This window comes from Blautia sp. MSK.18.38, from assembly GCF_024460535.1.
GTDB classification, from domain to species: domain Bacteria; phylum Bacillota; class Clostridia; order Lachnospirales; family Lachnospiraceae; genus Blautia_A; species Blautia_A fusiformis.
The window spans coordinates 1-13,115 of record NZ_JANFYP010000013.1 but is presented as its reverse complement, the minus strand read 5'-3'; the positions used below and the strand labels follow the sequence as shown (position 1 = coordinate 13,115).

The window sequence follows — 13,115 nt, the reverse complement described above, 5'->3', positions numbered from 1 at the left end:
ATATATGAATGAATCTGCAGGAGAAGCTGCCTGATCTGTATAAAGAAAGAGGGGAAGATAAGGTTTGAAAAAAAGAAAATCTAACTCATTCCGTCGAAATCTCAACAGTGTAAAACGCGGCGTCAAAAGACAGGCATTTCAGATCAGAAATTCGCTGTCAGAAATAGAAAAATCACTGAACAAAATTGCATCAAATGAAGATATAAAAAATAAAAAAGAAAAAAATAAAAAAAATTAAAAAAAGGTGTTGACTTTCTTCAAATCATAACGTATAATACAACATGTCTTGAGGAACGAACGAAACAAAAAACGAAAGACAAATAATTAAATAAGCGTCTTTAGCTCAGTTGGTAGAGCACCTGACTCTTAATCAGGGTGTCCAGGGTTCGAACCCCTGAAGACGCACTAAAGGCACTGTTTTTGCAGATATAGAGCTGCGGGGACGGTGTTTTTTTGTTGTGTTTATGTGGGTTTTAAGAGGGGATAAGGATATCTGGGCGTGAAGTAATGCGGAGTAAATGGACCGAGATGAAAATGTCGATCATCAGATAGAATCAGAATGTCTAATATAGACACCATGATTATAGGTATAGATCCTTTTGAATAAAGAAAGGATGGTATACTATGGGAGTTTGTAAGAAGATAAAAAGGAGGGCCGGGTCTTGGAAGGGACCCGGCAGAGTATGAAAAGAAAAATAAGTAATGATCTATAAGATGAAAAAGCTTTGTGCTTTATTTGATTAATAATATACCGTCAAAATGTGATGGAACTGTGAGAAGCGTTTTAAAAATTTGTGAGGAAAGTCTAAATATCTTATAAAGTCTGATAAACTGCGAAAAAGTTATTCGGTGTAGAGCCGCGTAGCGAAGCGGATTGCGAATATCCGCTTGACTCGGATCAAGTAAGTCCCCTGCGGGGCGAAAAGCAATAGCAGTCGGTGGGGCTTGTAAGAATAGAAAATTCTGAAATTTGTACAAAAATAGTGAAAATAAATAAGACTTTTTTAAGCCGATACGGTATAATAAACCATAGCATAAAAATCCGGAGGGGAAATGAACGAGGATGGATGTGGTACACATGTTATATGAACAGGTGCGGAAATTTTTCGGAGGGGTATAAATGAATATATCTATATTTTATGTCCAGCGGAAAATGTGATATCCGGAAAGATGGTTCAATTCTGAGGTATTCAGATGAAAAGGGAGGAGATGGCTATGGAGAAAGTGTTTGAGGCGATCAATGGAGTGTTCAGCTTTATCGGTCCACTGTCTGATTTTCTGTGGGAGTTCCCCACGAATTTTGACTGGTACAGCAGTATCCCGATTCTGGGAAATATATCCTTTGCGATCATATTACTTCTTGGGTCCGGGATTTTTTTCAGTTTCAGGATCGGTTTTATGCAGGTGACTTACTTTAAAAAAGGAATCAGGACCATGACGGAGAAACGTGTTGTGGAAACAGGAATTTCGCCGCTTGCATCGTTTTTTCTGAGTTCAGCTATGCGTGTAGGACCGGGAAATATCCTGGGCGTAACAGGTGCTATTGCAGTGGGTGGACCGGGGGCCCTGTTCTGGATGTGGATATCTGCGTTTTTCGGGATGGCAGTTGCATACATGGAGGGTGTCCTTGCTCAGATTTTCAAGGAGAAGAAGGACGATGAGTTCGTAGGAGGTCTTCCTTTTTATGGGAGAAAGCTTCTTGGAAATAAGGTATGGATCGGCGTTTTTCTTTCGGTATTGTATATTCTGTATGCGCTTTGCTGTTTGCCGGCACAGGGCTTTAACGTTGTTTCATCAGTAGGACGCATGGCAGAGATCGTAACCGGAAAAACCATCCCAAGCGGATCAGCCTTCTATTATATAGTAGGTACGCTGATCGTAATCCTCACAGCAGTTATCGCATTTGGCGGAATCAAAAAAGTATCCAAATGGACAGATATGATGGTGCCGGTGATGGCGGTGCTCTATATGGTAGTAGTGTTACTTCTTATCATATTGAATTTTACCCGTATTCCGTATTTCTTCGGAAGCGTGTTTGCAGGAGCCTTTAAGCCGGATGCATTTTTTGGAGGTGTTTTTGGAACGGTTCTTGCACAGGGCGTAAAACGAGGCCTGATGTCCAATGAGGCTGGTCAGGGAACGATCACCATGTCAGCGGCAGCAGCTGACGCAAAGCATCCATGTGAGCAGGGTGTGATCGCTTCTCTGGGAGTTTTTCTTGATACCATTGTGATCTGCACACTTACCGGATTTGTGGTAGTTATGGCACATTGCTGGACGGGAGCAGATGCGGAAAGCTGGCAGGCTCTTGATAAACTTCCAAAATATACGGAGTCCATTGCTGTGCTGACTCCGGGAACTGCAATGAACGGGATCGTTACATTTCTTGTAACCTTATGTTTCTGCCTGTTTGCATTTACCTGTCTGCTTGGAATGATCAGCTTTTCCGAGATCGCGGCAAACCGTATCCGCAAGGATAAGATATGTATTAATTTTGTACGCTGTATCGGTCTTTTTGTTGCCGCATTTGGTATCCTCTGTAATATCGCAGGACTGGAGCTTGGAAATCTCTGGGCATTTTCTGATCTTGGAAATATTCTGATCGTATTTTTCAACGTACCGATCGTTTATGTCGGTGCGAAATATGTTTTCCGGGCGACTAGACATTATAAGAAGAATGACGGTACTCCGTTTACATCGGAGGTAATTGGAAGAAATGACTGCGCTTACTGGGATGAGCAGGCAAAAAAGCAGTAAAAAATTTTTCCGGAAAATAAAAATTCCGGCGGGAGATAAAATTAGCATTGTAAAAGTGCATGTACTCATTTATAATGAGTAACAGATTCTAAAGATGTTATAAATAACAGGAGGAAAGCCTTGAAAAGAGAATTAGTTATTGTCATTGATTTTGGCGGTCAGTACAATCAGCTGGTTGCAAGACGTGTCAGAGAATGCAATGTATATTGCGAAATTTATTCTTACAAGACAGATCTTGAGAAGATTAAAGCGATGAATCCTAAGGGAATCATCCTTACCGGCGGACCAAACAGCTGCTATGAGGCAGATTCACCGACTTACCAGAAGGAATTATTTGAGCTTGGTATTCCGGTACTTGGACTTTGCTATGGAGCACAGCTTATGATGCATGTCCTTGGCGGAAAAGTTGAGAAGGCAGATGTCAGCGAATACGGTAAGACAGAGCTTCTCATCGATAAGAAAGATTCCAGGATCTTCAAAAATGTATCCGACAAAACAATCTGCTGGATGAGCCATACAGACTATATTTCCCAGACTGCACCGGGATTTGAGATCGCTGCACATACTGCAGACTGTCCGGTAGCAACTGCACAGAATGAAGAGAAGAAACTGTATGCGATCCAGTTCCATCCGGAAGTACTGCACACAGTAGAAGGAAAGACAATGCTGTCCAACTTCGTACTTGGTGTCTGCGAATGTGCCGGAGACTGGAAGATGGATGCCTTTGTTGAACATACGATCAAAGAGATCCGCGAGAAAGTCGGTGATGGAAAAGTTCTCCTTGCCCTGTCAGGTGGTGTAGATTCCTCCGTGGCAGCAGGACTTCTTTCCAGAGCGATCGGCAAGCAGCTTACCTGCGTATTTGTAGATCATGGCCTTCTTCGTAAGGATGAAGGTGATGAGGTTGAAGGTGTATTCGGACCGAATGGTCAGTTTGACCTGAACTTTATCCGCGTGAACGCACAGCAGAGATATTACGACAAGCTCGCCGGTGTTACAGAGCCTGAAGCGAAGCGTAAGATCATCGGTGAGGAATTTATCCGTATCTTCGAGGAGGAAGCCAAGAAGATCGGTGCTGTAGATTTCCTTGCACAGGGAACCATTTATCCGGACGTTGTAGAGAGCGGTCTCGGTGGAGAATCCGCAGTGATCAAATCCCATCACAACGTAGGAGGTCTTCCGGATTTCGTTGATTTCAAAGAAATCATTGAGCCGCTTCGTGATCTGTTCAAAGATGAGGTCCGTAAAGCTGGCCTTGAACTTGGAATTCCGGAAAGACTGGTATTCCGTCAGCCATTCCCGGGCCCGGGACTTGGAATCCGTATCATCGGTGAAGTCACCGAGGAAAAAGTACGCATCGTACAGGATGCAGACTACATCTACCGTGAAGAAGTCGACAATGCAGCCGCCGACTACAAAAAAGAACACGGAGAAGATCCGTCCTGGATGCCGAACCAGTACTTTGCAGCCCTTACAAATATGCGAAGCGTAGGTGTAATGGGAGACTTTAGAACATACGATTATGCAGTGGCGCTCCGCGCCGTTAAGACTATTGACTTCATGACTGCGGAGTCTGCTGAGATTCCTTATGCAGTACTTAATAAGGTGATGAACCGTATTATTAATGAAGTTAAGGGCGTAAACCGCGTATTCTATGATCTTACTAGTAAGCCGCCTGGAACGATTGAGTTTGAGTAGCGGACTAAATTGCGAAAAAGCCTATAAATAAAGGCTTTGCGGGCTGTCTGGATGTTCCAGTGGAGTGCAAATGGAGTTAAAAAATATTTTTTTTCGTTGTTTTCATTCCGGAATTATTTGAGATTTTCGCAAAAAGTAGCTATGCTCAGAAAATATAATTAGTGTGAATATGAAGAACAGTTTGTTTTGATGGAAATATTTTCCGTCAGGGCAGACTGTTTTTTTATACCCTTTTTTCAATGATATTAACTCCATGGTTCAGCGATAACAGATATGGAAACTGTGAAATTAAAATAATTTGCAAAATTTCGGAAAATGATGTCCGATTTTGTATCTGCCAGTACAGAGTATATGAAGAGATAAATATTCAAGACACAGGAGGTACTGATTATGCAGAACAAATTATTTTTAAAGGCAGCCGATATATGTGAACTTCTGGAGGTAAAACAGACATCGGCTTATGAGATCATTGGAAATCTGAACAAGGAGCTGGAAGACCAGGGATATCTGACGCTTAGAGGAAAAGTTCCGACAAAGTATTTTGTGAAGCGTTTCTATGGAGTGGAAGATACTTGTGAGATTCCTCAGGAAGAAGGAAAGGAATGGTTTCATGCGTAAAAGAAAAATGTATTTATCAGTGGAAGACATTGCCGAACTCTTTGAGTTATCAGTTTCTTTTGCTTACCGGGTGGTGGAAAGAATGAACGCCGATCTGGCAAGTAAGAACTATTATGTGATTCTCGGTCGGGTACCAACCCGTTATGTAGAGGACAAGATCTATGGTCTGGAACACGTTGAGCAGTATTTGAAGGAGGATAAAGCGATATGAGTATAGTGCAGGAAAAAATGTATATGGATGTGGATGATGTGTGTGCAATTCTTGGTGTTTCTAAAGCGTATGCTTACAATTTGATGCGAGAGTACAACAAGGAGTTGAAAGCAAAAGGCTATATTGTAGTAGCTGGAAAAATCTCTACCAAATTTTTGGCAGAAAAGATTTATGGAATGAAGGTTGAGGATTAGCAATGGGTGTTTACAAAGAAGGAAAGAACTGGAAAGTTCAGGTCTATTATAAAGACTGGCAGGGCAACCAAAAGAGAAAACAAAAGCGAGGATTCCGAACCAAAGGTGAAGCAAAAGAGTGGGAGCGAGACTTCCTTCAGCAACAGAGCCAAGGTGTGGATATAGAATTTGGGAACTTCCTGGAAATCTACTATAAGGATATGGATGTCAGACTTCGGGAACACACCATGTATACAAAGCGTTACATCATTGACTTGAAGATCAGACCGTATTTTGAGAAAAAGATTCTTAGTGAGATTACGGTGGCAGATGTACGTGCATGGCAAAATGAGTTGTTGATGTATAAGGATAAGAATGGAAAAGGCTATTCGCAGACGTATTTGAAAACAATCAACTGTCAGCTGACTGCAATCTTCAACTATGCTATCCGATATTATAACCTGCAGGATAATCCCTGCAGGAAGGCAGGAGCGATAGGCAAGAGCAAAGGAGAACCGAAGGACTTTTGGATGCAGGAAGAGTTCAATGATTTTCTGGAGACAGTAAGTGATAAACCGGAGACAAGAATGGCGTTTCTTCTGTTGTACTGGACCGGAATGCGCATCGGTGAATTGCTTGCCCTTACTTATGACGACATCAATCTTGAGGAGAAGACCATCTCCATTACGAAATCTTATCAGCGATTAAAAGGAAAAGATGTGATAACACAGCCGAAAACACCGAAAAGTATCAGGATTATAACCATGCCAGATTTCCTGACGGATGAGTTCCGAGAGTATTGCAGCCATCTGTACGGAATTATGAAAAATGAGCGTTTGTTTCACTTTACAAAATCCCATATGGAGCATTGTATGGCGGCTGGAATTGAAAAATCAGGTGTAAAAAGGATTCGTTTGCATGATCTCCGCCATTCTCATGCCAGTATGCTGGTGGATATGGGAGTGGCTCCATTGGAGATTGCAGAACGCCTTGGACATGAAAAGGTGGAAACCACGTTGAATACCTATTCGCATCTGTATCCGTCTACGCAGAGTAAATTAGCAGGTTTGCTGGATAAGAAGCATGAGGAAGAGGAGGAATAAGCGATGGCTGGTGACAGACATGGAAAACACAACACAACGACCATTTCTTTTCGGGTGAATTCTTATGAAAAAGCAACGATTGAAGAACGTGTGAAAGTGAGTGGAATGAAAAAGCAGGATTATATTGTCCGGTCATGTATCTACAATCATGTATGTGTTGTTGGTAAGAAAGAAACGGTTGAGATTATCCGGTCAGAAATGAAGGAAATGAATTTGGTTTTGGAGGATGTGGCAAAAGATTTGAAGTCTGAAAAACCAGTTATTTCAGAACCGGCTCTTGATAGTATGACAGAACGGTATCTTGCATTTTTGGAAGCAGCATTATGGATGCTGAAGGGTTCAAGTTATTTATGGGAGGATAAAAAGGATGGAAGAGAAAGTAATGAAGGATTGTAAAGTGCTGGCATTGTGTTCACAAAAAGGCGGGGTTGGAAAGACAACAAGTTGCGTGAATCTGGCAGTCGGACTGGCAAAAGCAGAGAAGAAAGTCCTTGTGATTGACAATGATCCGCAGGGAAGTATGACAGCAAGCCTTGGGTATCATAACCCAGATGAATTACCGATCACACTGGCTACAATTCTGACAAAGATTGTAGAAGATGAACCATTTGAAAAAACACTGGGAATTTTGCATCACCAGGAAGGAATTGATCTGATTCCGGCAAACATCGAACTCTCTGGAATGGAAGTTTCACTTGTAAATATTATGAGCAGAGAACTTGTCTTAAAACAATATATAGAAAGAATGAGAGACGAATACGACTATATATTGATTGACTGTATGCCATCACTTGGAATGCTGACGATCAATGCACTTGCCAGTGTCGATGCAGTGATCATACCTGTGCAGGCGGCTTATCTTCCTGTAAAGGGTCTGGAACAGCTGATACGGACGATAGGAAAGGTGCGAAGACAGCTTAACAAACAACTGAAAATTGGCGGCATATTGATCACAATGGTGGATAACCGAACGAACTATGCAAGAGATATATCTGATCTGATTTTTGATACATATGGAAACCAGATTAAGATTTTTCCACAGAGTATTCCGTTTTCAGTACGAGCAGCTGAGATCAGTGCAGAAGGGATCAGCATATTTGAGCATGATCCAAAAGGAAAAGTAGCGGCTGCATATTGGCAGATGACACAGGAGGTGCTTTTGGATGAAAGGTAGAAGTGCATCGAAGATAAAACTGACATCTTATGATGAATTACTTGGCGGAGGAGAAGAAACGAATGATATCCAGCAGGTTTCACTTGAGCATTTACATTCTTTCGAGAACCATCCATTTCAAGTAAATGATGATGAGGCAATGGCGGAACTGGTGGAAAGTGTGAAAGAAGAGGGAATCCTTACAGCATTACTGGTCAGACCGCTGGGTGATGGTGAATATGAAATCATCGCCGGTCACAGAAGGAGACATGCGGCACAACTTGCTGGTCTTAAAGAGGTTCCAGTTATTATCAGAAATATGGATCAAGATACAGCTGTTCGTGCGATGGTAGACAGCAATCTGCAGAGACCTAATATACTCCCAAGTGAAAAGGCATTTGCTTACCGTATGAAGATGGAAGCAATGAATCATCAGGGAACATCAGGCGGTATCAGTGCGAAAGACATTGGAAAGAACGCAAATGACAGTGCAAGGCAGGTGTATCGCTATATCCGGCTTACTTATCTGATGAATGACCTATTAAACGCAGTAGATCGTGATGTGATCGGATTGCAGGTAGGTGTAGAGCTTTCCTATCTTACGGTTCCAGAACAGGAGATGGTGGAAGAAGTGCATAAGAGTACCGGAAAATATCCAAGCCTGGAACAGGCAAAAAAAATAAGGCAACATCGAGAAGAAAAAACGCTGACAAAAGAGATTGTGCGGCTCCTGATTATAGGAGAGCGTAAAAAGAAAACAACGGTAACATTAAAACAGGATGAAATTAAGAAGTATTTTCCTCCAGAATATGATGAACAGAAGATACGGACTGTTATATGTCAGCTTTTGGAGGAATGGAGCAATCAGAATCATTGATAAGTACGAAGGGAGGGATGTGTCATGAGTATAAGAGCAACATTCCATTATTTTCAAGGAATGGAATGCGATATGTACAGTTTTTATCGTATTCCCAAACTGCTGTTTACAAGTGAATATTTTAAAAATCTCTCCTGTGAAGCAAAGGTGCTGTACGGACTGATGTTAGATCGGATGTCGCTGTCCATCAAGAACCGGTGGTTTGATGAAGAGGACAGGGCATATATTTTCTTTTCGGTGGAAGAGATTATGGAAATGCTTAACTGTGGCAGGAATAAGGCTGTGAATTGTCTGAAAGAGCTGGATCAGGAAAAAGGGATTGGATTGATTGAGAAGAGGCGAATCGGACTCGGAAAAACAAATGTTATTTACGTGAAAAATTTCAGCCTGACAGAATATCCAGATGAGCCAGCAATCTTTGATTCGGAAGAAACACCGGAAAATGTAGCAGAGAGAAAAGAAAATACAGAGACAGAAATAGAAGAATATGCGAAAAAAGAGCCGGAAAAGCCCGTAAATACACAGAAGTTTGAAAAACAAACTTCAGGAAGTTTGAAAAATAAACTTCAAGAAGTTTCAAAAACAAACTTCAAGGAGTTTGAAAAACAAACTTCAAGAAGTTTAGAAAACAAACTTCAAGAAGTTTCAAAAACAAACTGTAATAATACTGAATATAATTATACTGAATTTAACGAGAATGAATCTTATCAATATCTATCTGAACAAGAGAGAGGGAAAGATAGGATACAGGAGAGAAATGAGTATCGACAGTTAATCCATGACAATATCGAATATGCGATTCTTTGTCAGAGCTATGGAACTGGACAAGTAGAAGAGCTGGTAGAGCTGATGCTGGATGCAATATGTTCGACAAAGCCATATCAACAGATCAATGGGGAAGCTGTGCCTACACAAGTGGTCAAGAGCCGTTTGCTCAAAGTCGGGTATGAACACATCCAGTATGTGTTTTTCAGTCTTGACAGGAGTACAAGCAAAGTGAAGAATATCCGGCAGTATATGTTGACGGTGTTGTATAATGCTCCAGCAACGATCAATCAGTTTTATGATGCTGAAGTTCGACATGACATGTACTGGGGCAAGGATATTCCTGACGGGTAAGAACTTTGTGCCCACTGGGCACGAAGTTTAAAAAGAGATAGTCATATCCGGTAGATATGGTAAAATAACCTTGTGCCCACTGGGCACAAAGTGAGGAGAAAGAAGTATGTTGAGATTTTTGATAAAACTGCCATTTCGAATTATTGCAGCTCCTGTTTGGCTGGTACTTGCAGCGGTGAATATTGTGCTGGTGTTCCTGGTTGGATTATCCGTTGGATTCTGCTATCTGATAGCCGGCATATCTGTTGTGACAGAAGTCTTGAGCATTGGGTTTGGAATCAGTACGGACTGGACAATGAAATCAGCGATTATTACGACAGTAGTGTTTGTTCTACTCCCACATATAGGTATGGGGATCGTTGCAGTGATTGAAGTTGTGAAATGTGGATTACAGGATTTTATCCTGGGATGATGGTGGAAAACTTTTGAGTATGCTATACATAGAAAGGCAAAAATAGATGATGGAAGAATTATATAAAGTGATGGACGATTTACTGGATGTAGAATTTCAGATGAAATCAGGGATAGATCTACTGAAAGAGCTGGAAGAGTTTTATATGCTGGAAAAAGAAACCGAAGAATCGGATACTAGAAAAGTAGTTGTGCTGATGAAAGGATATCTGCAGTCAATGAAGTCAAATATTCGAGAAATTATCCGTTATATTGATGACACGACACTTGAAAAATCAAATGATAAAAAGAAAGAAAAGCAGGAATCTACGAGTACCATACAAGAGGAAGTGCAGGAATTTGTGAATCTGACAATTACAGAGCATATGGGAAAGGCATATTCAGAATGGAAGTTAAATCAGGATAAAGAGCCGGTAAGTGAGATTGATAAGAAATACCAGGAATTACTGGAAACGTTATCCCCAGAACAGGAAGAAGTGATTACGGAATACTGTAACGTAATTTTCAGTAGTGGAGCAGATACAGAAGAGTTTTTCTACCGACTGGGATTAAAAGATGGACTGAATCTAAAAAATACGGTAAAATCTGTATTAGAAATGATATCGTGAAATCGGAATTTGATGAGGTGATTGGGTGAAAACTTATACAATTTGTGGAAGCATGAAATTTGCCGAAGATATGAAAAAAATTGCTTATGACCTTGAAATAAGCAAAGGATATAATATATTACAATGTGTTTATTGTGAAGATAATATTGTTCCAACTGAAGATGAACTTTTAAAACTTGCAGATGCTCATTACAGAAAAATAGATTTAAGTGATGGAATATATGTTGTAAATATGGATGGTTATATTGGAACATCTGTGAAAAAAGAAATTGAGTATGCTGAAAGGCATGGAAAAGAAGTGTTGTATCATTACAATCAGTAGATTTTAATTCATAAAACAGTTAGATAAATTCTTGTTTGCAGGAGATGCTTATTTATGAAAAAAGGGATAAACAAATCAATCTTATTTTACATTGCATCAGTTCTGTTTTTCATAGCGTCAGCTATTGGCTTTACGAGTGGAAATGAAAGTTCTATGGCTATAGTATGGTTATGTCTTGGTTCTTCATTTCTTTGCTTGGGTTCGACTCATAAGAAAAAGGAAAACAATACAGATGATAAATAATTTCCTGCTTGTATTGTTGGAAAATCGGAATTCATAGAGTTCTTTTGTGATTTGCAACTGCTGGTTGACAGATTTACAGCCTGAAATGGTGGAATGCAAACAGCAAAACTGTTATATTGAGCTCATAAAATCTGCAAAAGGAGAAAAAAATGATTTTAGCTGATAAGATTACAGAAGAAAGAAAAAAGAATGGATGGTCACAGGAAGAACTAGCCAATCAGTTGGGCGTATCCAGACAGGCAGTATCTAAGTGGGAAAGTGCAGGAGCTGTTCCAGATTTGCAAAGAATTTTACAGATGTCGGAGCTATTTTGTGTTAGTACAGATTACCTATTAAAAGATGAAATGAAAGCAGAAAATATCACCTATCACGAAAGTACTGAAAGCTATGCAGAACCGTTGAAAAAAGTAACTATGGAGAATGCAAATGAATTTCTTGACATGAAAAGAAATGGATCCAAAGTAGTGGCAAACGCAACAAGTATGTGTATCTCAAGTCCAATATTATTGATTGTTCTTGTGACAATGGCAGAAGATGGCGTATTTCATGTTTCGGAATCTCTGGCAACAGTATTTGGATGTGTTTTTTTGCTTGGAATGGTTGCGGCAGCCGTCTTTTTGTTTATTACATATGGAATGCGAGAATCACATATGGAACATTTTGAAAAAGAATGCTTTGAAACAGAGTATGGTGTATCTGGAATAGTACGAGAAAAAAAAGATTCCTATGAACCGATTTTTATCAGAGGAACAGCTGTTGGGGTAGTGCTTTGTATACTGGCAGTGATTCCGACAATTATTGCCGGAGCCATGGAAACATCTGACTATTGTTGCGGCCTTTCCGTTGGATTGCTGCTATTCATACTTGCAATAGGAGTGAATCTGTTGGTTCGTGTTGGGATGGTAAAAAGCAGTTACGATACCCTTCTTCAGGAAGGCGAATATACAAAAGAAGAAAAACTGTTTAAGAAAAAGACTGACACGTTTTCTGGTGTATATTGGTGCTTGACTACAGCGATTTACCTTGCATGGAGCTTCTGGACGATGAGCTGGGATATTACATGGATTGTATGGCCGGTTGCTGGTGTTTTGTTTGCAGCATTGCTTGGTGTGGTGAAAATGGTGTTAAAGAATGGCAGTGAAACTCAGCGCTATATTTAAGATGGAGTTAAGTTTTTTTCGCATATTATACGCATCCAGAAATTCAAGTTTACAGAACTGAATCAAAAGAGCTCGAAGGAGCTCTTTTTCCTTTTTTATAATAGTATCATTATGGTATAATAGAAACATTAAAATCGTGATTTGGCGAAGGAGTGTGAATGGATGAAAAAGAAAATAATTCTATCAATAGCGTTTCTGATCAGTTTATTACCAATGTTATTTAACCAATATGGCGGATTAAAAGGTGTACAGGAAATTACCGGCTTGATAAATCTGCTCAATCCTATTGGAATAGTGTCTGTCATTTTGTTTGTTTTAGGAGTATGGTTTCCCTTCAAGAAACGAGTTGTTAGTAAAAGTTTAGGCGCATTAAGCGTGATTGGGATTGTGGTCTCCGAAATATATAAATTCCTCACCTGGCATACATTGACTGTCACTGGTGAAGTTAGTTTACAGAATAGCATTCGATTAGCATTCCCCGAGTTTTATATAGGATTGACCATTTCTTTGGTAATGGTGATTGCTTATTTTGTGATTGACAAGTAAACTTGGCATAAGGACAACTCCCAGTTTGTATAACAGGAAAATTTAAATTTAACGCTTGAAAAAAGACCAGCTAGTTATAGTCAATACCTAAAAGACAAAAAATAGATATTTTTCTT

General features: G+C 40.1%; 17 protein-coding genes and 1 tRNA gene. All 18 read left to right on the top strand.

From position 1 onward, the window contains the following. The first annotated feature begins 64 nt into the window (after positions 1-64). Positions 65-238 (top strand): hypothetical protein, encoded by a 174-nt coding sequence (locus NE638_RS09530; RefSeq protein ID WP_173746091.1) that lies wholly within the window; start codon positions 65-67, stop codon positions 236-238. 94 nt (positions 239-332) lie between these two features. Next, a tRNA-Lys gene (locus NE638_RS09525) sits at positions 333-405 on the top strand. Between the two features lie 810 nt (positions 406-1,215). Next, complete coding sequence (locus NE638_RS09520) at positions 1,216-2,757, top strand: alanine/glycine:cation symporter family protein (RefSeq protein ID WP_173746090.1); 1,542 nt, start codon at positions 1,216-1,218, stop codon at positions 2,755-2,757. A gap of 120 nt (positions 2,758-2,877) precedes the next feature. Further along, positions 2,878-4,455, top strand: a complete 1,578-nt coding sequence (guaA, locus tag NE638_RS09515; RefSeq protein WP_021652384.1) for a glutamine-hydrolyzing GMP synthase — start codon at positions 2,878-2,880, stop codon at positions 4,453-4,455. Positions 4,456-4,845: 390 nt separating this feature from the next. Beyond that, positions 4,846-5,073: a DNA-binding protein gene (locus tag NE638_RS09510; RefSeq protein ID WP_118064625.1), complete on the top strand. Its 228-nt coding sequence runs from the start codon at positions 4,846-4,848 to the stop codon at positions 5,071-5,073. Next, positions 5,066-5,284 (top strand): hypothetical protein, encoded by a 219-nt coding sequence (locus tag NE638_RS09505; protein ID WP_055227196.1) that lies wholly within the window; start codon positions 5,066-5,068, stop codon positions 5,282-5,284. The genes NE638_RS09510 and NE638_RS09505 overlap by 8 nt, the downstream gene beginning before the upstream one ends. Next, a complete protein-coding gene (locus NE638_RS09500; protein ID WP_009244013.1) occupies positions 5,281-5,478 on the top strand; it encodes a helix-turn-helix domain-containing protein in 198 nt (65 codons plus the stop codon). The genes NE638_RS09505 and NE638_RS09500 overlap by 4 nt, the downstream gene beginning before the upstream one ends. A gap of 2 nt (positions 5,479-5,480) precedes the next feature. Beyond that, positions 5,481-6,560: a site-specific integrase gene (locus tag NE638_RS09495; protein WP_173746089.1), complete on the top strand. Its 1,080-nt coding sequence runs from the start codon at positions 5,481-5,483 to the stop codon at positions 6,558-6,560. Between the two features lie 3 nt (positions 6,561-6,563). Continuing rightward, on the top strand, positions 6,564-6,956 hold the full coding sequence (locus NE638_RS09490) for a plasmid mobilization protein (RefSeq protein WP_173746088.1): 393 nt from the start codon (positions 6,564-6,566) through the stop codon (positions 6,954-6,956). Next, entirely contained in the window at positions 6,928-7,734 is an 807-nt protein-coding gene (locus tag NE638_RS09485) for a ParA family protein (protein ID WP_173746087.1), read from the top strand. The genes NE638_RS09490 and NE638_RS09485 overlap by 29 nt, the downstream gene beginning before the upstream one ends. Beyond that, positions 7,724-8,590: a ParB/RepB/Spo0J family partition protein gene (locus tag NE638_RS09480; protein WP_173746086.1), complete on the top strand. Its 867-nt coding sequence runs from the start codon at positions 7,724-7,726 to the stop codon at positions 8,588-8,590. The genes NE638_RS09485 and NE638_RS09480 overlap by 11 nt, the downstream gene beginning before the upstream one ends. 24 nt (positions 8,591-8,614) lie before the next feature. Continuing rightward, positions 8,615-9,709, top strand: coding sequence for a DUF6017 domain-containing protein (locus NE638_RS09475; RefSeq protein WP_173746085.1), 1,095 nt, complete (start codon positions 8,615-8,617; stop codon positions 9,707-9,709). A gap of 106 nt (positions 9,710-9,815) precedes the next feature. Then, positions 9,816-10,121: a hypothetical protein gene (locus NE638_RS09470; RefSeq protein ID WP_173746084.1), complete on the top strand. Its 306-nt coding sequence runs from the start codon at positions 9,816-9,818 to the stop codon at positions 10,119-10,121. A gap of 46 nt (positions 10,122-10,167) precedes the next feature. Beyond that, complete coding sequence (locus tag NE638_RS09465; protein ID WP_244094821.1) at positions 10,168-10,728, top strand: hypothetical protein; 561 nt, start codon at positions 10,168-10,170, stop codon at positions 10,726-10,728. Between the two features lie 25 nt (positions 10,729-10,753). After that, positions 10,754-11,050 (top strand): hypothetical protein, encoded by a 297-nt coding sequence (locus tag NE638_RS09460; RefSeq protein ID WP_256137153.1) that lies wholly within the window; start codon positions 10,754-10,756, stop codon positions 11,048-11,050. Positions 11,051-11,104: 54 nt separating this feature from the next. Continuing rightward, positions 11,105-11,293 (top strand): hypothetical protein, encoded by a 189-nt coding sequence (locus tag NE638_RS09455; protein WP_005342828.1) that lies wholly within the window; start codon positions 11,105-11,107, stop codon positions 11,291-11,293. Positions 11,294-11,442: 149 nt separating this feature from the next. Further along, positions 11,443-12,453, top strand: a complete 1,011-nt coding sequence (locus NE638_RS09450) for a helix-turn-helix domain-containing protein (protein WP_173746083.1) — start codon at positions 11,443-11,445, stop codon at positions 12,451-12,453. A gap of 162 nt (positions 12,454-12,615) precedes the next feature. Continuing rightward, positions 12,616-12,999 (top strand): hypothetical protein, encoded by a 384-nt coding sequence (locus NE638_RS09445; RefSeq protein WP_173746082.1) that lies wholly within the window; start codon positions 12,616-12,618, stop codon positions 12,997-12,999. Positions 13,000-13,115: the final 116 nt, after the last annotated feature.